Below are 21,145 nucleotides of genomic sequence, written 5' to 3'. Positions count from 1 at the left end.
GGTCGTCGGGTATCCGGGGTCAGGAGATACCGAACTCCTGGTCGATGAGGGCCAGGAGCTGGTCGTCGGTGGCCTGGTCCAGGTCGGTGCCGGCGCTCTCGGGCGCGGCGTCGACCCGGCGCAGCAGGCCGCGCAGCCGGTCGGCGAGTTCGCGGCGTACGCCGTCGGGGACGGGGCCCGTGTTCTGGGCGGCCGCCACCGCGCCCTCCAGCCGGGCCAGCTCGTCCAGGAGCGGCAGCGGCGGCGGGGCGGCCCGGGTTTCGAGCAGCCCGTAGACGTGCTCGGCCAGGGCGGCGGGGGTGGCCCGGTCCAGGACCACCGTCACGGGCAGGTCCAGGCCGGTCAGACCGTTGAGGCGGTTGCGCAGCCGGACGGCGCCCAGCGAGGTGCCGCCGGCGTCGAGGAACCCGCGCAGCGGTTCGACGTCCTCGGGCCCCCGGTGGCCCAGGACGGCGGCGGTCTCGGTGCGGACCAGGTCCAGGACGGCCCCGGCCCTCTCGTCCGCGGAGGAGCCGGCGGGCGGGGACCAGGTCTCCTCGGCGTCCTCGGACCCGATCGCGCCGGAGGCGGGTGCGATCGCCGCGGCGGGCGCCGCGGGGCCCCGGTCGCGCCAGTAGCGGCGGCGCTGGAAGGCGTAGGTGGGCAGGTCCACGGTCCGGGCGCCCCCGCCGAACACGGTCGTCCAGTCGGGGGCGGCACCGTGCGCGAACGCCTCGGCCAGGGCGGCCCGGAAGCGGTCGAGGCCGCCCTCGTCCCGGCGCAGGGTGGACACGGCGGCGGCGTCGCGCACCCCCTGGGCCTCGAAGGTCTCCAGCAGCGCGGGCGAGAGCACGGGGTGCGGGCCGACCTCGACGAACAGGTCGTGGCCGTCGGCGAGCAGGGCCGTGACCGCGTCGTGGAAGCGGACCGGTTCGGCGAGGTTGCGGTACCAGTAGGCGGCGTCCAGCTCCCCCTCCCCCGCCACGGTCCCGGTGAGGCAGGACAGGAACGGGATCTCCCCGGCCCGGGAGGAGATGTGGGCCAGGTCGGTGTGGATGCGCTCGCGCAGCCGGGCGACGTGCGGGGTGTGGGAGGCGTAGTCCACCGCGACCAGGCGGGTCCGCACCCCCTGCTCGTCGTACTCCTTGACCAGGTGGGCGACGGCCTCGGGCTCGCCCGCCACCACGGTGGAGGACGGCCCGTTGACGACGGCGACGTGCAGGTCGGCGCCGCGGCCCGCCAAATCGGCGCGGACCCGGTCGGCGGGCAGCGCCACCGACGCCATCGCCCCGGTCCCCGACAGTTCCAGGACGGCGCGGCTGCGCAGCGCGACCACGGCGGCGGCGTCCTCCAGGGACAGCAGTCCGGCGACGCAGGCGGCGGCGACCTCGCCCTGGGAGTGGCCGACGACGGCGTCGGGGCGCGGCCCGTGGGAGCGCCACAGGGCGGCGAGGGCGACCATGACCGCCCACAGCACCGGTTGGACGACGTCGACGCGGTCCAGGGAGGGGGCGCCGGGGGCGCGGCGCAGCACGGCGGTCAGGGACCAGTCGGTGTGCGGGGCCAGGGCGCGTTCGCAGTCGGCGATGGTGTGGGCGAACACCGGGGAGTCGGCCAGCAGGCCCGCGGCCATGTCGGCCCACTGGCCGCCCTGGCCGGGGAACACCCACACGGTGCGGCGGTCGGGGCGGGCGCGGCCGGTCACGGCGCCGGGGGCGGGGCGGCGCTCGGCCAGCGCCGACAGCGACGCCAGCAGGGTGTCGCGGTCGCCGCCGCAGGCGACGGCGCGGTGCTCGAAGGTGTCGCGGGCGGTGGCCAGGGTCCACCCGACGTCGACCGGGTCCAGGCCGGGGTCGGCGGCGACGCGGTCGCGCAGCCGGGCGGCCTGCCCGGCCAGCGCGGCGGGGGTGCGGGCCGACAGCGGCCACAGCACCGTCCCGGGGGCGGGGGTGCGCTCCGGTTCCGGGACGGCGGGGGCCTGCTCGACGACGATGTGCGCGTTGGTGCCGCTCATCCCGAACGAGGACACCGCGGCGCGGCGCGGGGCGCCGTCGGGCCAGGGCCGGGCCCGGTCCAGCAGCCGGACGGTGCCCTCGGACCAGTCGACGTGCGGGGTGGGCTCGTCGGCGTGCAGGGTGGGCGGCAGCACCCCGTGGCGCAGCGCCAGCACCAGCTTGATCAGCCCGGAGATCCCGGCGGCGGCCTGGGCATGGCCCAGGTTGGACTTGAGGGAGCCCAGCCACAGCGGCCGGTCGGGGGTGTGCGCCCGCCCGTAGGCGGCGATGAGGGCCTGCGCCTCGATGGGGTCGCCCAGCCGGGTGCCGGTGCCGTGCGCCTCGACCAGGTCGACGTCGGCGGGGGTCAGCCGGGCGTCGGCCAGGGCGGCGCGGATGACCCGCTCCTGGGAGGGGCCGTTGGGTGCGGTCAGCCCGTTGGAGGCGCCGTCCTGGTTGACGGCGCTGCCCCGGATCACGGCGAGCACGGGGTGCCCGGCCCGGCGGGCGTCGGAGAGCCGTTCCAGGACGACCATGCCGGCGCCCTCGGAGAAGCCGGCGCCGTCGGCGCCGGCCCCGAACGCCTTGCAGCGGCCGTCGGGGGCCAGACCGCGCAGGTGCGTGAACTCGGTGAGGATGCCGGGCTGCGCCATGACGGTGGCCCCGCCCGCGAGCGCGAGCGAGCACTCCCCGGTACGCAGTGCCTGCACGGCCAGGTGCACGGCCACCAGCGACGAGGAGCAGGCGGTGTCGACGGTGACGGCCGGGCCGGTCAGGCCCAGGGTGTAGGAGAGGCGGCCGGAGGCGACGCTGGTGGTGGTGCCGCTGACCGCGAACCCGTCGTCGGGGGCGTCGGTGAGGGAGGGGCCGTACTCCTGGGCGATGGCGCCCACGTAGACGCCGGTGTCGCTGCCGGCCAGCGAGGACGGGACGATGCCGGAGCGTTCCAGGGCCTCCCAGGCCGTCTCCAGCAGCAGTCGCTGCTGGGGTTCCATGGACTCGGCCTCGCGGGGGGAGATGCCGAAGAACTCGGGGTCGAAGTCGGCTGCCCCGGTCAGGAACGCGCCCCGGGACATGGCCGAGCGGGGGCGGCCGGGGTCGTCGCCCAGCAGGGACTCCAGGTCCCAGCCGCGGTCGGCGGGCAGCGGGCCCAGCACTTCGCCGCCGCGTTCGAGCAGGTCCCACAGGGCTCCGGGGCCGTCGATGCCGCCGGGCAGGCGACAGCCCAGGCCGACGACGGCGACCGGCTCGGGGGCCCGGTCCAGCTGTTCCTGGAGGCGTTCGTTCTTCTTGAGGGCCGAACGCAGGGCCGTGACGAGTTTGGCGGTCTGGTCGCTATCGGTGGCCATCAACGGTCTCCTGTTCGCCTTCGGTGAAGGGATCGTCGTCTCCGTGCAGGGCGAGGTCGAGCAGACCTTCCACGTCCATGTCGTCGATGCGGCTGTCCTCGGTGCTCTCGGGGACCTGGGAATTCCGTGGTGCGGGGGCGGGCTCCGGCTCCGCGGGGAAGAGCGCCTCCGCGACGAAGCGGGCCAGCGCCCGGGGGGTGGGGTGGTCGAAGACCGCGGTGGCGGGCAGCCGCAGGCCGCAGGCGGCCCCCAGGCGGTTGCGCAGTTCCACCCCGGTCAGGGAGTCCAGGCCCAGTTCCTTGAAGGGCCGGTCGGCGGGCACCTCGGCGGCGCCCTCCACGCCCCGGCCCAGGACGACCGCGGTGTGCTCGCGCACGGCCGCGACCAGGGTCCGCTCCCGTTCCGCGCCGGAGAGCCCGGACAGGCGGGCCGCCGACAGCGGCGGCTCGGCGGCCGCGGGTCCGGCCGCCGCCTCCTCCCGGCCGCCGGTCAGCTCGCGCAGGATCGGCAGGTCGGGGGCGGCCTCCAGGTCGAGCAGGGCGGGGGCGAGCACCGTCCGGTCCAGGTAGAGGGCGGCGTCCATGCGGGCCAGGGCGCGGTCGGTGGCCATGGGCAGCAGGCCGCCGCGGCCCAGGGTGTCCAGGTCGCCGTCGTCCAGGTGGCCGGTCATCCCGCTGGCCTCGCCCCACAGGCCCCAGGCCAGGGACAGGGCGGGCAGGCCGCGCTGGCGGCGGTGGTGGGCCAGGGCGTCACAGAACACGTTGGCGGCGGCGTAGTTGGCCTGTCCGGCCGAGCCCAGGGTGCCGGTGATCGAGGAGAACAGCAGGAACGTGCCCAGGCCGTGGCCGGCGGTGAGCTCGTGCAGGTTCCAGGCGGCGTCCACCTTGGGCCGTAGGACCGCCTCCACCCGGGTGTCGTCCAGGGACAGCACGGTGGCGTCGTCCAGGATCCCGGCGGTGTGCACGACGGCGCCCAGCGGCCGGTCCAGCGATCCGAGCAGCCGGGCCAGGGAGTCCCGGTCCGCGGCGTCGCAGGCGTGCACCTCGACGCGGGCGCCCAGGGCGCGCAGCTCCTCGGTGCGGGCGTCCTGGCCGTCGGCCCCGGCCCCGCTGCGGCTGGCCAGGACCAGGTCGCGGACGCCGTACCAGGTGGCCAGGTGGCGGGCCACCCGGTGGCCGAGGGTGCCGGTGCCGCCGGTAATGAGGACGGCGGAGCCCTCGGGGAAGGGGGCGGGGACCCGCAGCACGGTCTTGCCGATGGTCTCGCCGCGCTGGAGGGCGCGCAGCGCCCGGTGGGCGTCGCGGATGTCGTGGACGGTGGTCGGCAGCGGGCGCAGCACCCCGGAGGCGAACAGCTCCATGACGCGTTCGAGCATCTGCCCGATCCGCTCGGGCGGGACCTCCGGAAGGACGAACGAGTGGTAGCCGCGGCCGGGGTGGGCGGCGGAGACCTCCGCCTCGTCCCGGACGTCGGTGCGGCCCATCTCCACGAACCGGCCCCCGGCGCCGGCCCCGCCGCCCGGTGCGCGCAGCAGGCCCAGCGAGGCGTCGACGAACTCGCCGCTCAGGGAGTTGAGGACCACGTCGAATCCGCGTCCGCCGTTGGCGGCCCGCAGGGAGGCCGCGAAGTCCAGGGTCCGGGAGGAGGCCAGGTGCTCGTGGGGGACCCCGTATTCGACGGCGACCTTCCACTTGTGCGGGCTGGCGGTGCCGAACACCTTGGCGCCCATGTGCCGGGCGAGCTGGACGGCGGCCAGCCCCACCCCGCCCGCGGCGGCGTGGATCAGCACGCTCTCCCCGGGCCGGACGGCGGCGACGTCCACCAGGGCGTGGTAGGCGGTGAGGAAAACGACGGGCACGGCCGCCGCGTCCTCGAAGCCCCACCCCTCGGGGATGCGTCCCAGGCGCCGCCGGTCGGCGACCGCCACCGGGCCGAACGCCGAGCCGAACATCCCGGCCACGCGGTCGCCGGGGGCCAGGTCGGTGACCCCGGGGCCGACCTCCAGGACGGTCCCGGCACCCTCCAGGCCGATGCCGTGGTCGTCGGGGACCATGCCCAGGGCGACCACGACGTCACGGAAGTTGACCCCGGTGGCGCGCACGGCGACGCGGACCTGGTGCTCGCCCAGCGGGGAGGCCGCTTCGGGGGCGGGCACCGGGGCGACGGAGTCCAGGGATCCGGGGGCGGTGGCGGCCAGCCGCCACAGCGGTCCGGGCGGCACGAGGTCGCCCTCCTCGGCGGCGGGCACCAGTCGCGGCACCAGGACCCGGCCCGAGCGCAGCGCGACCTGGGGTTCGCCGAGCGCGGCGATCCGGGTGAGCACCCGGTGGGAGTCCTCCGCGCCGTCGGAGTCGACGATCACGAGGCGGTCGGGGTGCTCGCGCTGGGCGGAGCGGAGCAGGCCCCACACGGAGGAGGCGGCCAGGCCGCTGAGCTGGTCGTCGGGGTGGGTGACCACCGAGCGCCAGGTGACGAGCACGAGGCGGGCGTGGGCGGTGCGCGGGTCCGACAGCCAGGTGCGCACCGAGGCCAGGGCGGAGGACAGGCCCTCGCGGACGGCGTCGGGCAGCGGCCCGTGGTCGGTGTAGACGACGCGGGCGGGCAGTTCGGCGTAGACGACGCCGGGTACCGGGCCGTCGGGGGACAGGCCGTCCAGGGACGGCAGGTCGGTGGGGATGACACCGTCGGCGCCGGGGCCGTCGATCTCCTGCCAGTGCACCCGGTACAGGTCGGGTTCCTCCTCGGGGGCAGAGGACAGGGCGGCCGGGTCGACCGGGCGCATGGCCAGTTCCTCCACCGACAGCACCGGGGCCCCGCTGTCGTCGGCGCAGACGAGCCGGTAGCGGCCGCCGTCCAGGTGCTCCACGAGGGTGCGCAGGACGCGCGGCGGCGAGGCGAGGGGGGCGGTGCGCACCCCGCTCCAGGCGAACGGCACCAGGGGGGCGCCGCCGCCGGGGGCGTCGTGCAGCAGGACCGCGTGCAGGGCCGCGTCGAGCAGGGCCGGGTGAGGTCCGGTGAACGGTCCCGGCGCCGTGCCGTCGGGCAGGGCGGTCTCGGTGAGCAGCGCGCCGTCGAAGCGTCGCCACACCCGGCGCAGGCCCCGGAAGACCGGGCCGTAGGCGTAGCCGCGGCGCAGCAGCCCGGCGTAGGCCTCGTGCTCCTCGAACCCGGCGTCGACCACTCCCCCGCCGGGCCAGTCCCGGGCGAGTTCCGGAACCGGTGCGGAATCGGCAGAACCGGGAACGCCGGGAGTGTCGTTGGTCATTGCGGGGGCGTCCGCGGTCAGGCTCCCCGAGGCGTGGCGGGTCCACTCCCCGCCGGGTGGCCGGGTGTGCAGGGTGAACCCGCGCCGTCCGTCGGGGCCGGGTGCGGAGACGGTGGCCTGGAGGTCGGTCGTGCCGCCGCGCGGGAGCAGGACCGGGCTCTCCAGGGTGAGGTCGGCCAGGTGCGGGGTGCCGGTGCGGGCCCCGGCGTGCAGGGCCAGCTCCACCAGGGCGGTGCCGGGCAGCAGGACGCGGCCGAGCAGCCGGTGGTCGGCGGCCCAGGAGGGGGCGTCCGCGGCGGCGGCGCCGGTGAACACGGTGTCGCCGCCGGCCAGCTCCAGCCCGTCGTCCAGCAGCGCGGCGGGGGCGGCCGGGGCGGGGGCCGCGGCGGGTTCGGCCCAGTGGCGGCGGCGCCGGAACGGCAGGTCCGGGGGCGGGACCGGGGCGCCCTCGTCGGCGACGCCCTCCAGGATCAGGTGGGCGTTGGTGCCGCTGATCCCGAACGAGGACACTGCGGCACGGCGGGGGCGGCCGGTGTCGGGCCAGGGTTCGGCCTCGGTGAGCAGCCGTACGCCGCCGCCGTCCCAGTCCACGCGGGGGGTGGGCTCGTCGGCGTGCAGGGTCCGGGGCAGGTGGCCGTGGCGCAGTGCCTGCACGGTCTTGATGACCCCGGCCACCCCGGCGGCGGCCTGGGCGTGCCCGATGTTGGACTTCAGCGAGCCCAGGCGCAGGGGCTCCTCACGATCGGCCCCGTAGACGGCGATGAGCGCGGCCGCCTCGACGGGGTCGCCCAGCCGGGTGCCGGTGCCGTGCGCCTCGACGGCGTCGACCTCGCCGGGTCCGACCCCGGCCGCGGCCAGGGCTGCGCGGACGACGCGCTCCTGGGCGGCGGGGTTGGGCGCGGTGAGCCCGTTGGAGGCGCCGTCGGAGTTGACCGCGCCACCGCGGAGCAGGGCCAGCACGGGGCGGCCGCCCCGGCGGGCGTCGGAGAGCCGTTCCAGGACGATCATCCCGGCGCCCTCGGCCCAGGCGGTGCCGTCGGCCCCGGCGCCGAACGCGCGGCAGCGCCCGTCGGGGGACAGTCCGCGCTGGGCGGAGAACTCCAGGAACATGCCCGGGGTGGACATCACGGTGACGCCCCCGGCCAGCGCCATGGAGCATTCGCCCCGGCGCAGCGCCTCGGCGGCCTGGTGGATCGCCACCAGGGAGGAGGAGCAGGCGGTGTCGATGGTCAGTGCGGGGCCGTGCAGGCCCAGGACGTAGGCGATCCGCCCGGAGGCGACGCTGGCGGTGGACCCGGTGAGCCGGTACCCGCCGTCGCCGCCGGTGGCCGGGTCGGCCAGCCGGGGCCCGTAGTCGGAGGGCATCGCGCCGACGAACACGCCCACCGGTTCGCCGCGCAGCCGCTCTGCGGTGAGCCCGGCCCGGTGGACGGCCTCCCAGGAGGTCTCCAGCAGCAGCCGCTGCTGGGGGTCCATGGCGTCGGCCTCGCGGCGGGAGATCCCGAAGAAGTCGGCGTCGAACAGGTCGGCGTCGTAGAGGAACCCGCCCCGGCGGGTGTAGGTCCGCCCGGGGGTGCCGGGTTCGGGGTGGTAGAGCGCGTCCAGGTCCCAGAAGCGGTTGTCGGGGAAGTCTCCGGTGGCGTCCACGCCCTCTTCGACCAGCCGCCACAGCGCTTCGGGCGAGGACGCGCCGCCGGGCAGCCGGCAGGCCATCGCGGTGATCGCGATGGGGTCGTCCTCGACGGCCGGGGCGGGGGCCGCGGTGCGCTCCGGCGCCTGCGGACGGGACGGCTCCCGGACCGCGGGGGCGGTCCCGCCGCCCACGGTCACCTCGTCGCGGCCCAGCTCCCCGGCGAGGTGGCGGGCCAGTGCCGCCGGGGACGGCTGCTCGAACAGGGCGGCGTCGCCCAGCCGGACGCCGGTGGCCCGGTCCAGGGCGTCGCGCAGCTCCAGCAGCATGATCGAGTCGAAGCCCAGGTCGCGGAAGGCGCGGTCCTCCTCCCCCGGGGCCAGGGCCGCGCGGGACAGCACGCGGGCCGCCTGCCCGGTGACCAGTTCCAGCACGGGGGCGGTCCGCTCGGGCGGGGCCGGGGCCTCTTCGGGCCCGGTCGACCAGTCCACCGCCGTCCCGGCGTGCGCGCCGACGGCGGGCCAGAAGCGGCGGCGCTGGAAAGGGTAGGTCGGCAGGTCGGTGCGGCGCGCGCCGGTGCCCTCGAACAGCCGCGGCCAGTCGACGTCCACCCCGGCGGTGAAGGCGCGGGCGGCGGCGTTGAGCAGCTGCGTCTGGTCGCCCTCCCCCCGGCGCAGGGTGGTGAGGACGTGGCCGGACACCCCGGCGCGCTGGAGGGAGCCGCGCAGGCCGTGGGCGAGCACCGGGTGCGGGCCCACCTCCAGGAAGACCCGGTACCCGTCGGCGACCAGGGAGTCCACGGCGTCGGCGAACCGCACGGGGTTGCGCAGGCCCGCGTACCAGTAGTCGGCGTCCAGGGCCCGTCCGCCCAGCGGGGCGCCGGTGAGGGTGGAGTGGAAGGGGACCTTGGGTGCGCGGTGGCGCACCCGGCCCAGGCTCTCGGCGATCCGGCCGCGGATGAGCTCCACGTGCGGGGAGTGGGAGGCGTAGTCCACTTCGACCAGGGCGGCGTGCACGCCCCGGTCGGCGCAGTGCTCGACCGCGTCGCGCACCGAGCGGGGCGCGCCCGAGACCACCACGGAGGCGGGCCCGTTGACCACGGCCACGTGCAGGTCGGGCAGGGAGCGGGTGAGCTCCTCGGCCTCGTGCGGCGGGACGCCCAGGGAGGCCATGCCGCCGGTCCCGGCGAGCGCGGTCAGGGCCTGGCTGCGCAGGGCGACGACGCGGGCGGCCTCCTCCACCGTCAGGGCGCCCGCCACGCAGGCGGCGGCCAGCTCGCCCTGGGAGTGGCCGACCACGGCGGCCGGGCGCACGCCCAGTGTCTCCCACACCTTGGCGAGGGAGACCATGGTCGCCCACAGCACCGGCTGGATCACGTCGACGCGCGCCCGGGAGCCGGTCAGCGGCGGGGCCTGCGGCTCACCGCGCAGCACCGAGGACAGGGACCAGTCGACGTAGGGGCCCAGGGCCAGCTCGCACTCGCGGATCCGGGCGGCGAACGCCTGGGCCAGCGGCCCGTCGGCCTCCAGCAGGTCGCGGCCCATGCCGACCCACTGGCCGCCCTGGCCGGGGAAGACCAGGACCGGTCCGGGGCCGTCGACGGCGGCGACGCCCTCGGGGCGCACCGACTCCAGTTCGCGGGTGCCGCCCTCGCCGGGGGCGAACACCACCGCGCGGTGTTCGAACACGTCGCGGGTGGTGGCCAGGGAGTAGCCGACGTCGCGGGCCTTGAGGCCGGGCCGGGCGGACACGTGCGCGTGCAGGGCGGAGGCCTGGGCGCGCAGTGCCTCCTCCGAGCGCGCGGACAGCACCCAGGGGACCGGGGCCAGGGTGCGGGTGGGGTCCGGTTCGCCGGCGAACCGGGCGGCGGGGGCGGGCCCCAGCACGAGGTGGCAGTTGGTGCCGCCCATGCCGAACGAGGACACCCCGGCCAGCGGGGCGTGTCCGGGCCAGGGCTCGCGGCGGGTCTGCACCGCCAGGCCCAGGGCGTCCAGATCGATCCCGGGAGCCGGTTCGGTGAAGTTCAGGGTGGGCGGGATCTGCTGGTGTTCCAGGGCCAGGACGGTCTTGACCAGGCCGGCGATCCCGGCGGCGCCCTCCAGGTGGCCGATGTTGGTCTTGACCGAGCCGACCCGCAGGGGTTCGCGCCGCCCCGCTGCGAAGACCTCGCCCAGGGCGGCGGCCTCCACCGGGTCGCCGGTGGGGGTGCCGGTCCCGTGCAGTTCGACGTAGCCGATCCGGTCGGGCCCCTGGCCCGCGTCGGCGTGGGCGGCGCGGATGACCTCGGCCTGCCCGCGGACGGTGGGCCGGGTGAGGAAGGAGTCGCCGCCGGCGTGGTTGACGGCCCCGCCGTGCAGGACCGCGTGGACGCGGTCGCCGTCGGCCAGGGCGCGGCCCAGCGGTTTGAGGAGGACCGCGGCGCCGCCCTCACCGCGCACGTACCCGTCGGCCCCGGCGTCCAGGGCGCGGATCCGGGCCCGGGGCGAGAGGCCGCCGAACCGGGCGACCTGCTCGGTGCTCTCGGGGACCAGGATGAGGTTGACCCCGCCGGCCAGGGCGAGGTCGCTCTCGCCGCGGCGCAGGCTCTCCATGGCCAGGTGCACGCCGACCAGGGCGGAGGACTGGCCGGAGTCCACGGTGAGGCTGGGGCCGCGCAGGCCCAGGAAGTGCGAGACCCGGTTGGCGATCATGCCCCGGTGGGTGCCGGTGAGGGTGTGGTGGGTGATGGCCTCCGCCCCGCCCCGGTCGTGCAGGAGGGCGTAGTCGGAGCCGATGGCGGCGGTGAAGACGCCGACGCGGGAGTCGCGCAGGGCGCCGGGGGCGGTGCGGGAGTTCTCGACGGCCTCCCGGCCCAGTTCGAGCATGAGCCGCTGCTGGGGGTCCATCGCCAGGGCCTCACGGGGCGAGATCCCGAAGAAGTCGGCGTCGAAGTACTCGGCGTCGTGGAGGTAGCCGCCCCAGGCCGGGCCGCGTTCGGGCGATCCGCCGCCGAGCCGGTCGGGCGGCGGGGTGATGGCCTCCCGCCCCTCGCCGAGCAGGCGCCAGAAGGCGTCGGGGGTCCCGGCGCCCGGAAGGCGGCAGGCGATACCGATGATCGCGATGGGCTCCCAGGTACCGGGGTCGGGGGTCCCGGTCGGTCCGCCGTTCATCGTTGCCCTTCCCTTTCGACTGCCCTCTCCTGCCCCGGCGCCTTTCCGCGTCCCGCGACACTGCCCGTGCACCTGCACGGGAACGGTGTTGTGGGCATGGGAAATCCGGACACTGGTAGACACCGGAACCCGTAATCTCAAAGATTCACAGCAACTACCTCATGGAACGACATTCGGGGCCAAACAGGAACCAACCAGATGGAGGGTAACGCTTGCCCTTGAGCACTGACAACCAGGTGACCTTTTTCGGACAGAGGGATTCGGTCCGACATGTACGGAGTTAATGCAAACGCAACCGTTTCCGGACCATCGGAAAACGACAGGGAAAACACGTTTCGGACAGCAGAGAAGGCCCGGAGCCCTTGAGGACCCCGGGCTCTCGCTCCCGCCGCCGGACGGTCAGTCGCCGTGGCGCGCCCGCACCTCGGCGATGTACGCCAAGGCCTTCTGCTCGTCCAGCATCCAGTTCTTGTAGTCGGACGGGAAGTCCCACCCCTGGATCCAGCGGTCCGCGACCTCCTGGTACTGGACCGAGGCGGCCAGGATGTTCATGATGTGCTCGGGCAGGGACTGCTCCACCATCGTGGACGCGAACTCCGCCCACATCTGGTTGTCCTGTCCGAATTCCCAGAAGCGGTCGAAGGCCCCGACCATGAAGTCCTCGTCGAACGGCTTGTCGCCGTGCTCGATGATGCTCTCCAGGTAGGCCTCCGCGCAGCGGGTGGAGTTGTTCCAGCTCTGCCCCACGAACGGGTCCATGGTGACGACCACGTCGGCCATCCCGATGGCCAGCCCGCCGGAGGGGAGCCGCCCCACCGGGTTGCGCACCTGCGGCGTCAGGTCCTCCACGATGGTGCTGCGGCCGTCCACCAGCGCGGCGTCCTTGGACCGCTCGAAGAACTCCGGCGCGTACTTGCGCATGAGGTCCTTCATCCGGCGCAGCTGCTCCTCCGGGCCCGGCCGGTCGGGCCAGGCGTCCATCGGGCCGCCCTTCTTGTCCACCAGCAGCAGGTTGTGGGCCGGGCCCTCCTGGGTGAGGATCGGGATGAGCATGATGTTGCCCGCCTCCTCCGTCACCCCGAACCAGCCGATGTTCTCCCCCTCGCCGGGGTGCGGAGGCCACAGGTCGTAGACGTAGGCCTGGGCCAGGGCCCGCGGCCGCGTCCCGCTGAACCGGCTCGTGTCGTGGTCGAAGAGCTGGCCCAGCTCCCCGTGGCCGACCGCGACGATGATCAGGTCGAACATCCGCGAGAAGTAGTCCAGGTCGGTGACGGTGACCCCGTGGATCACCACCTTGCCGCCCCGGTCCTCGAAGAACTCCAGCCAGTCCGCCATCTTCACCCGGCGGTCGACCGCCACGGTGTAGCCGTTCCCGGGGTGGGAGCGGCCGCTGATGGCGGTGATCGGCTGCCCCTCGCGGAAGACGGCCAGCTTCTGTTCGCGGATCTGCGGGGAGAGCGCGCTCCAGAAGTCGAGGTCGAACTTGCGCTCGTACTCCAGTGCGGTGGGGAAGGTGAACTGGGTGATCGAGGGACGTCCGGTCCGGATCTCCAGCGAGGACTGCCCCGTGATCACCGTGACGTCGTAGCCATGGGTGAGGAGCCCATGGGCCAGGTGCAGGCCGGCGTGGCCCGCGCCGACGATGAGGATCTTGCGCATGTGTCGCTTACTTTCCTGGGGGATCTAGGGGAGGACCGGGGGGAGCACGCCTGGGCGGCCTCCCCGCCCGTCAGGCGACGGGCTCACTGGCGCGGTTGTGCTCCAGGGCGTACCGCAGGAGGGCCTTGAGGACCTCTCCCCCGGACAGCCGCTGGCGGGCGTCGAAGTCGATGATCGGGACCTCGGGGCTGACCTCCAGGGCTTCGCGGACCTGCTCGGCCGTGTAGTCCAGCTGCCCCTCGAACCGGTTCAGCGCCACGATGTAGGGGATGCGCTTGTTCGTCTCGAAGTAGTCGACGGCGTCGAAGGAGTCCGCCAGACGACGGCAGTCGACCACGACGACGGCGCCCACGGCACCCCTGACGAGATCGTCCCACATGAACCAGAACCGTGCCTGGCCCGGTGTCCCGAACATGTACATGACGAGTTCGTCGTCGATGGTGATGCGGCCGAAATCCATCGCGACGGTGGTGGTCGTCTTGTCGGGGGTGATCGAGGTGTCGTCGTGACCGATGCTCGCCTCGGTCATGATCGCCTCGGTGGTGACAGGCGGGATCTCCGACACCGAGCGCACCAGAGTCGTCTTGCCGGCGCCGAAGCCCCCGGCGATGACGATCTTGCTCGACATCTTCTTGCGATTGGACCGCTTGTCACTGGAAAAGTCGTTCGAGACCACGAAGAGCCCTCTCCAGAACCTGGTTTTCCGATGGACTGCTGCCGGTGATGGTCGGGTGAATGTACACCAGGTCCTGCTCGGCCAGGTCACTGACCAGGACCTGGGTGACACCCAGGGGGATGCCCAACTCGGCCGAGATCTCGGCGAGCGACCGGGTCTCCCGGCACAGCTTGTAAATACTGATCGACTCCGGCATGAGGGTGCCAGGGGGCTCCTGCCCGGGCTCGGATGTCGAGACCAGGGTCTGCACCATCAGCGGATGCCGGGACCGCGTCCGCCCACCGGTGAAGGTGAACGGGCGAACGCGGTTACTCCTTCGCCTGCGGAAGCTCATTGACGTGGCAACCTCATTCCTGCCGAACCGTAACGGGTCACCGTCGTCAGTTCTGGATGACTTCGCGCAGCTGCGAGCGCAGCTGCGGCGTGAGCACGTGGGCGACGTTCTCGACGAGCTTGGCCATCTGGAAGCCCACGATCTTCAGCTCGGTCCCGGGGGCGGTGAGCACCGCCATGCAGGAGCCGTCGCTGATCGCCATGATGAACAGGTGTCCGTGGTTGAAGCGCACGAGCAGCTGCTCGCACTCCCCGCGCTGGAAGAGGCTCGCCCCGCCCACGGCCAGGCTGTGCAGGCCGCTGGCGATGGCGGCGAGCTGCTCGGCGTGCTCCTCGGGGAAGTCGCTGGAGTGGGTCAGGACCAGACCGTCGGAGGAGACCACGACGGCGTGCTCGACACCGCGCACGTCGCGGACGAACCGGTCGATGATCCACGAGAAGTTCTCAACACTGTCGTTCACGGATTCAGTCATGCTCTACCTGCCTGGGCCGAGTGTCTTAGGGGTTCGGGGGATCTGCCCGCGCACCGGGGGGTGCGCGCCGGGGGTACGGCCGCTCATGCCTTGGCCTCTCCGCCCGTGTCGTCCGTGGTTCCGTCGAGTTGCTCGCCCTCCAAGGCGGCGCGTTCGCCTTCGAGGAAGTCTCCCAGTTCGTCCCGGATCTGCTCGGCCCGGGCCTCCCCGGTGAGTTTGGGGGGGGTGTCCTCGCGCGCCGGGGCCGCCGCGCCGGGGTCGGGGCGCGGCATCATGCGCAGCGGGGAGCCGTGCGGGGTGGCGCTGCGCCGGGGCAGGCCGGCCGCGGTGACGGCGGAGTCGCCCCGGCCGGTGCCCGTTCCGTTGCCGGTGTCCGCCGGTGCGGTGCCGTTGACGGAGGCGGGCGGAGCGGCGACGGGGGCCGGGCGGGAGGAGACGGTGCCCGACGGGATCGTCGAGGTGCGCGACTGTCCCGGGGTCCGCGGCGTGGCCACGCGCAACAGCTCCTTGGGGATGATCACGTAGGCGCTCACCCCGCGGAAGGCCCGGGATTCGAGCTTGGCCTTCAGCCCGTGCTTCTTGGCGATCCGGCTGGCGACGTAGAGGCCCATGTGCCGGGGGACCTCCTCGTCGAGCACGGGCTCGCCGGACAGGCGCTCGTTGAGTTCGGCGAGCTGCTTGTCGGGGATGCCCACGCCCTCGTCCTCGACGATGACCATGAGGCGGCCGTCGTCCATCTCCTGGCCGCTGATGACGACCTGGGAGTGCTCGGGCGAGTTGGCGGTGGCGTTGTCGAGCAGTTCCGCCAGGAGGTGGCTGATGTCGTCGGCGGCCATACCGGTGATGGAGATCTGCGGGAGCTTGCCCAGCATGACGCGGGGGTAGTCCTTGATCTCGGACACCGCGGCGCGGGAGACGTCGAGCAGCGGGACGATCTCGTCGTGGGCGTCGGATTCACCGCCGTCGTGTCCGGTGAGCACCAGGAAGTTCTCCCCGTTGCGCCGCATCCGGGTCGCGAAGTTGTCGATCTGGAAGAGCTTTTCGAGCAGGTCGGGGTCCTGGGCGTCGGACTCCAGCTCCTCGACCATCTCCAGCAGGGCGTCGACGAGGGAGAGGTCGCGCATGGCCAGACCCGCCAGCGCCTCGTTGAGCAGGCCCTCGCCGCTCTCGGACACCAGGGCCGCGGCGGTCGCGGGGTCGAGGGTCGGCACGGCCTCCCCGGCCACCGCCTCGGGTGCGGCCTCCTGCCCGGCGGGGGCGGTCTCGGCGGGCGGCGCCTCGGCCGCCGCTTCGGCGGCGGGCTCCGCGGTGACGGTGTCGGCGGCGGCCTCCCCGACGGCCGGGGCCTCCTCCTCCGGTTCGGCGCGGGTGATCGCCTTGTCCTCGCGGACCTCGGTGGCCGACGCCTGCTCGGCGAACAGGGTGGCGGCGGAGTCGGCGGTGATCACCTGCGGGGGCTGCCCGGCGGTGAAGACGATGACGTGCTGGACCGGCTGGCCGTAGGGGTTGGCCTGCCCCGGGTAGAACACCGGCTGGCCCTGGACCACGTAGCCGGGCGGCTGGAAGGGCGCCGGGTAGACGTTGGGGTAGGGCATCGGCTGCGGCACGGGGGCCGGGTACACCGGGTACGGGTAGGCCATGGGCGGCTGCGGGTAGGGGTACTCGCCCTGGGGGTGGGCGGGCGGCGGGTTGCGGTAGGCCTCCGGCCGCGGGGCGCGGGGGTCGGGCCCGTACCGGTGGTCGGCGCCGTAGGCGTCGCGCGGGGCCTCGCGGTGGTCGCGCACCGGGTAGGGCTCCCGGTAGGGGTTGCCCCGCGGGGCCCGGCGGGGCTCCCCGTAGCGGGCCTCGTCCGCACCGTACTCCGGGCGGGACGTGTAGTCGGCGCGGCCGGCGACGCGGTCGGCGTACCCCGGGTCGTAGGTGCGCCCCCGGGGCGCGGGGGCCTCGTAGCGGTCGGGTTCGGCGCGCTCGCGCCAGGCGTCCGGGCGGCGGCGCCCGTCGGGGGCGGGGCCCGGGTCGGCCGCGGCGTGCTGCTCGGCACGGGGTTCGCGGTAGGGGCCGCCGTCCTCGGAGGGGCGACCGCGGCGGTCGCTCCGGGCGGGCTCCCGGCGCGCGGGCTCGGGCAGCGGTGACTCCGCTGAGGAGGATGCAGGGGTGAATGACACAGGGGCCTCGAATTGCTCCGTGTGGGGGGGCTCCGACGCGCCACCGGCGGGGGGCGCTCCCGGTTCCTCGGACGCGGGCGGGGTCTGATGCACCGGGGCCTCCTCCTCGGACGCGGTGTGCTCCGGCGGAGCGGTGACTTCGGGTGTGCGCGGCTCGGGCTCGTCGAGGCCGACGCCGCGCCATTGGCCGACGGGGGTGGCATCGGGTGCGACGTCGTCGATCTCGACGCGCCGGACCGCAGTGTAGGGGTTGGGGGCGCCGGTACGCGGGGTCGGCCGGTAACCGTTCTCGGCGGAGCCGGAGAAGGGGCCGACGGGCCGTTCCACCGAGGGGACGTCCGCGGGGGCGCTCTCGCCTCCGCCCGCCGTCGTCTCCCCCGTCAGGGGGGAGGCGGTGTGCCGGCCGCCGTCCCGGGCCGCCGGGCGGCCGGGGTCCTGCGAGTGCGGATGCACGGGCTGATGCACGGGATTTCCTTGCTCGGTCTCCATGGAGCGGGTTTCCTGGATACGGACCATACGATAGATGGCCCGGCGGAAACGCCCCTCACGCCTGTTTGCGGGCTCCTCCTCGGCCGACGCCTTCGCCCCGTCCTCGGGGGATCGGGGGACGGAGCCGTCCGCCGGCGGCGGCGCCTGTGCCACTGTCTCGTCTCCTCGGCTCGGGTGGGCGGTCCGGCCCCGCTCTCGCGGCTCGGGGTCGGGGACCCATTGCCGGGGACGGCACCCTCGGCCCGCACAATTCCTGCACTTCCACCGGTAATCGTCGTTCGATTCGCCAGACTAACAAAGGTGGGCCGTGTTGGCAGAAGAATCGGAGAAGCACCGGAAAAGGGGTCTGTGTATCACCTGTGACCAGGGGTGATAAGAACGGTACTCATACCCGAGAGACGAAGCATTGTTTGGGTTTGTTGGGATTTGCCCAGCTCGGGACCAATGTCATTTTCCGGTCAGTGTCCTCTTGGAGAACTCCCCCGGCGAGGCCCGGGATTCACTCGGCCTCCGCGTTGACGAGGGCCACCCGGTTCCCCCAGGGCTGCACGTTCTCGTGGACGTCCTGGTGGGCCTCCCCGATCTCGTCGAACCCCACCACCGAGGTCACGCAGGGGTCCAGCATCCCACGCTCCACCAGCCCGATGACCGCCCGGCAGTCCGCGGTGGAGGCGAAGTGCGAGCCCTGGAGCCGCTTGAGCCGCATCCACAGGAAGCGCAGGTCGATCTCGGAGCGGTACCCCGACGTCGCACCGCAGGTCACGACCATGCCCTCGTTGTCGCACAGGTACATCGAGGTGGGCAGGGTGTCCGCGCCGCTGTGCTCGAAGACGATCCTGGGATCGCGCCGCTCCCCCAGGACCTCCCAGAAGCGGCGGCCGAAGGACCGCACTCCGGCGAGCCAGGCGGCGTGGGCCTCCCCGTCCCGCTCGTCCGGCATCCTCCCCCAGTGGTCGAACTCCGTGCGCAGGATGGTCCCGACCGCCCCCAGCTCCCGGCACACCCGCGCCCGCTCCTCCCCCGAGACCACCGCCACCGCCCGGCCGCCCGCGTTGCGGACCAGCTGGATCGCGAAGGAGCCCAGGCCCCCGGCACCGCCCCAGACCAGGACCGGGTCGCCGGGCCGGACGGTGTGGGGGTACCAGCCGAAGAGCTGCCGGTGGGCCGTGGCCGCGGTCGCCAGGAAGCCCCCGGCGACCGTCCAGGGCATGCCCGCCGGCTTGGGGTGGCACTGGACGTCCCGCACCAGGCAGAACTGGCCGAAGGAGCCGTGGTTGGACTCGTAGCCCCAGGCCCGCATGCTCCGCGACGCGGCCGGGTCCCGGCCGGTGCGGATGTCGTCGGCGCGTTCGTCCCAGTCCCCCGGGGACAGGATCACGTGGTCGCCCACCTCGACCCCGCGCACCCCCGGGCCCACCGCCCAGACGATGCCCGCGCCGTCGGAGCCGCCGACGTGGTAGTCCTCGGGCTCCCCCGCCTTGCGGCGGGCGGCCACGACGTCGGCGGGGCTCCCCAGCGAGGCCCACACGTTGTTGTAGTTGATGCCGGCGGTCATCGTGTAGACGAGGACGCGTCCGGGCCCCACCCGGGGCACCGGGACGACCTCACGGGCGAAGGCGCTGCGGGGCTCCCCGTAGCGCTCGGGCCGGATCGTCATGGCGTGCATGCGGGCGGGCACGTGCCCCGGCGGCGGCATCTCGCCGAGGTCGTAGAGGTCCTTGGGCTCCTGGGGCATGACGGGGGAGGCCTTCCGCGTCCGGGGGCTGGGTCGTGCGGGACCGGCGACGGCCGCCCCGGACCCGGGGAGCGCGGACCTCCGGCGTCTCAGGAAGATAACCCGCAAAAGCCGCTTTTCGGGGACGAGGTTCCTTTCGTGATCAAGCTCAGGACCTTGGTCCCGGCGTTCCGGACGAGCCGAAAACGGGGCGGGCCCTCAAGGGCCCGCCCCGGGTGTCCCGGTGGTCACTCCCGCCCCGGGACGAACGGCTACTCGACCGGCCGCAGGTCACCCTGGATCAGCGACAGGATGACGTGGTTGTCCATGTAGATCTGGTTCTGCGCCGCCGGGTGGGCGTCGTCGAACTTGTCCACGCGGACCCCCTCCAGGGCGGGGGCCAGGTACTTGTAGGTCCAGATCGGGATGCGCGGCAGCAGCTCGTTGAAGACGATCGCCATCGTCCGCACCGCCTCGACCTGCTCCTCCTCGGTCTGCGCGGTCTTGGCGACCTGCACCAACTCCTCCAGGTCGACCTCGCCCTGGCTGGGGCTGTCCACCTTGAGGTCGAAGTCCTGGCCCGGGGTGTCCCCGGTGCGCGCGTTCTCCACCAGGAAGTTCATCTGGAAGGCGCCCCAGTAGGACGGGATCTCCGGGTTGCCCCAGTGGCGCACGGCGACCTCGAAGTCACCGGCCGACCAGATGCCCCACGGGTTGTCGGCGGGGACGTTGGACGCGGTGGTCTTGATGCCGAAGTCGTTCCACGCCTCCTCGACCTGGGTGGCGGTGAGCTCGAAGTCGCCCCAGCCGACCACGCCGACGACCTCGAAGCCGGCCTCCTCGCCGTCGGGCAGGTGCCAGGTCCCGTTCTCCAGGGTCCAGCCCGCGTCCTCCAGCAGCTCCTTGGCCTTGTCGTGGTCCAGGTCGTAGGTCTCGAACTCCGCCAGCTCCTCGGCGCTGAAGACCTGCTCGGCCTGCATGTCCACCAGGCCCGCGTAGTAGTTGACGCGGCTGTAGGCCTCGCCGCGCGCCACCTGGCCGACCTGGTCGCTGTCCAGCAGGTGGGCCAGCGCCTTGCGGACGCGCACGTCCTTCAGCTCCGGCTTCTTCTGGTAGTTGAACATCAGGCCGCAGCCGTCGTAGCCGGGGTGCTCGATCCAGCGCAGGCCGTCCACGCTCTGGAACGCCTGCTGGTCGGCGGCCGAGGTGGCCAGGGTCGAGTAGTCGACCTCGCCCTGCTGGATGAGCAGGGAGGCCTGCCGGTTGTCGCCCTTGTGGACGACGATCTCGTCGAAGCCGACCTCGGTGCCCTGGTAGCCCTCCTCGTTGCGGACCAGGGTGATGCGCGCGTCGGCGACCTGGGCCGGGTCGAACTTGTACGGGCCGCTGCAGATGATCTCGTCGGGGTTGAACGCGATGAACTCGGCGTTGAACTCGGTGTGCTCGTCGTCGCCCTGGCGGACGCCGTCGGCGACCAGCGCGATGGCGCGCTCACCGAAGTCGCCGTAGGTGGACTTGGAGAAGATCCGGTGGTCGATGACCTGGAACTCGATGCCCGGGAACGGGTTGTCGAAGCGGGCGCGGACGGTGAGGTCGTCCACCTTCTCCAGCTCGGTGATCTGCGGGAAGCCGATGGACCAGGAGGGGGCCTCCAGGACGCGGATGGCGAAGTTCTGGTGCAGGTCGTCCGCGTTGAGGTCGGTGCCGTCGCTCCACTTCAGGCCGGGGCGCAGGCTGACGAAGAGGTCGTCGCCCTCCCAGGCGGCGTTCTCCACGAGCAGGTAGTCCCACTCGTGGGTCTCCCAGTTGTAGAACCCGCCCGCGGGCAGGAACAGGTCGGCGTAGACCGAGTTCATCAGCAGCGCGCCGTCCTCCACGGCCACGTTGCGGGTCTGGGCGTCGATGTCGTAGTCGTACACGCCGGTGAACTGGCCGGTGGTCGCGTTGGCCGCGTTGTCCCCGCCGGCACAGCCGGCCAGGACGCTCGCGCCCGCGACGCCGACGGCGCCGAAGCCCACGGTCTTGAGGAGTCTCCTGCGGCTGAAGTCCCGCAGGAGCGTGTTGCGGTCGGGAGTGGGGGTCATTCCTGGCGCTTCCTTTCGATGAGGACGGCGAGCAGTCCGAGGGAGAGCACGGTCAGGCCGATCACGACGGTGAGGACACTGATCACGAACTCGGCTGTGCCGGGGGGATTGAGCAGGGCCGTGAGGCCCGCGGCCAAGGTGAGGAAGGCTCCGACGAAGAGGCCGAACCGGCCGATGAGGAGCATC

General features: G+C 73.8%; 10 protein-coding genes. All 10 read right to left on the bottom strand.

Annotation, left to right across the window (positions count from 1 at the left end; genetic code table 11):
• Positions 1–19: 19 nt before the first annotated feature.
• The 10 genes from ACJOT3_RS08475 to ACJOT3_RS08430 all read right to left on the bottom strand — a co-directional run bounded on the left by ACJOT3_RS08475 (position 20) and on the right by ACJOT3_RS08430 (position 21,144).
• The gene (locus ACJOT3_RS08475; RefSeq protein WP_406970585.1) at positions 20–3,322 is read right to left on the bottom strand and encodes a type I polyketide synthase; all 3,303 of its coding nucleotides are present in this window, start codon (positions 3,320–3,322) and stop codon (positions 20–22) included.
• Positions 3,309–11,366, bottom strand: a complete 8,058-nt coding sequence (locus ACJOT3_RS08470; protein WP_406970583.1) for an SDR family NAD(P)-dependent oxidoreductase — start codon at positions 11,364–11,366, stop codon at positions 3,309–3,311. The genes ACJOT3_RS08475 and ACJOT3_RS08470 overlap by 14 nt, the downstream gene beginning before the upstream one ends.
• A 399-nt stretch (positions 11,367–11,765) precedes the next feature.
• A complete protein-coding gene (locus ACJOT3_RS08465) occupies positions 11,766–13,025 on the bottom strand; it encodes a styrene monooxygenase/indole monooxygenase family protein (protein WP_406970581.1) in 1,260 nt (419 codons plus the stop codon).
• A gap of 70 nt (positions 13,026–13,095) precedes the next feature.
• The gene (locus tag ACJOT3_RS08460) at positions 13,096–13,653 is read right to left on the bottom strand and encodes a GTP-binding protein (RefSeq protein ID WP_260697157.1); all 558 of its coding nucleotides are present in this window, start codon (positions 13,651–13,653) and stop codon (positions 13,096–13,098) included.
• 22 nt (positions 13,654–13,675) lie between these two features.
• On the bottom strand, positions 13,676–14,035 hold the full coding sequence (locus tag ACJOT3_RS08455; RefSeq protein ID WP_220562849.1) for a DUF742 domain-containing protein: 360 nt from the start codon (positions 14,033–14,035) through the stop codon (positions 13,676–13,678).
• Between the two features lie 46 nt (positions 14,036–14,081).
• Complete coding sequence (locus tag ACJOT3_RS08450) at positions 14,082–14,507, bottom strand: roadblock/LC7 domain-containing protein (RefSeq protein WP_406970578.1); 426 nt, start codon at positions 14,505–14,507, stop codon at positions 14,082–14,084.
• An 83-nt stretch (positions 14,508–14,590) separates the two neighbouring features.
• Positions 14,591–17,137, bottom strand: coding sequence for a sensor histidine kinase (locus ACJOT3_RS08445; RefSeq protein WP_406970576.1), 2,547 nt, complete (start codon positions 17,135–17,137; stop codon positions 14,591–14,593).
• A gap of 523 nt (positions 17,138–17,660) precedes the next feature.
• Entirely contained in the window at positions 17,661–18,896 is a 1,236-nt protein-coding gene (gene ccrA, locus ACJOT3_RS08440; RefSeq protein WP_406970574.1) for a crotonyl-CoA carboxylase/reductase, read from the bottom strand.
• Between the two features lie 251 nt (positions 18,897–19,147).
• On the bottom strand, positions 19,148–20,959 hold the full coding sequence (locus ACJOT3_RS08435) for an ABC transporter substrate-binding protein (protein ID WP_406970572.1): 1,812 nt from the start codon (positions 20,957–20,959) through the stop codon (positions 19,148–19,150).
• Positions 20,956–21,144, bottom strand: a complete 189-nt coding sequence (locus ACJOT3_RS08430) for a hypothetical protein (protein ID WP_406970570.1) — start codon at positions 21,142–21,144, stop codon at positions 20,956–20,958. The genes ACJOT3_RS08435 and ACJOT3_RS08430 overlap by 4 nt, the downstream gene beginning before the upstream one ends.
• Position 21,145 lies beyond the last annotated feature (1 nt).

Source organism: Nocardiopsis protaetiae (assembly GCF_045446735.1).
In the GTDB taxonomy this organism is placed as follows: domain Bacteria; phylum Actinomycetota; class Actinomycetes; order Streptosporangiales; family Streptosporangiaceae; genus Nocardiopsis; species Nocardiopsis protaetiae.
This window is presented reverse-complemented; position numbering and strand designations above follow the sequence as displayed.

Coding starts and splice junctions, on each gene's coding strand:
- ACJOT3_RS08475 (WP_406970585.1), bottom strand. CDS start 3,322: ATGGCCACCGATAGCGACCAGACCGCCAAACTCGTCACGGCCCTGCGT.
- ACJOT3_RS08470 (WP_406970583.1), bottom strand. CDS start 11,366: ATGAACGGCGGACCGACCGGGACCCCCGACCCCGGTACCTGGGAGCCC.
- ACJOT3_RS08465 (WP_406970581.1), bottom strand. CDS start 13,025: ATGCGCAAGATCCTCATCGTCGGCGCGGGCCACGCCGGCCTGCACCTG.
- ACJOT3_RS08460 (WP_260697157.1), bottom strand. CDS start 13,653: ATGTCGAGCAAGATCGTCATCGCCGGGGGCTTCGGCGCCGGCAAGACG.
- ACJOT3_RS08455 (WP_220562849.1), bottom strand. CDS start 14,035: ATGAGCTTCCGCAGGCGAAGGAGTAACCGCGTTCGCCCGTTCACCTTC.
- ACJOT3_RS08450 (WP_406970578.1), bottom strand. CDS start 14,507: ATGACTGAATCCGTGAACGACAGTGTTGAGAACTTCTCGTGGATCATC.
- ccrA (WP_406970574.1), bottom strand. CDS start 18,896: ATGCCCCAGGAGCCCAAGGACCTCTACGACCTCGGCGAGATGCCGCCG.
- ACJOT3_RS08435 (WP_406970572.1), bottom strand. CDS start 20,959: ATGACCCCCACTCCCGACCGCAACACGCTCCTGCGGGACTTCAGCCGC.
- ACJOT3_RS08430 (WP_406970570.1), bottom strand. CDS start 21,144: ATGCTCCTCATCGGCCGGTTCGGCCTCTTCGTCGGAGCCTTCCTCACC.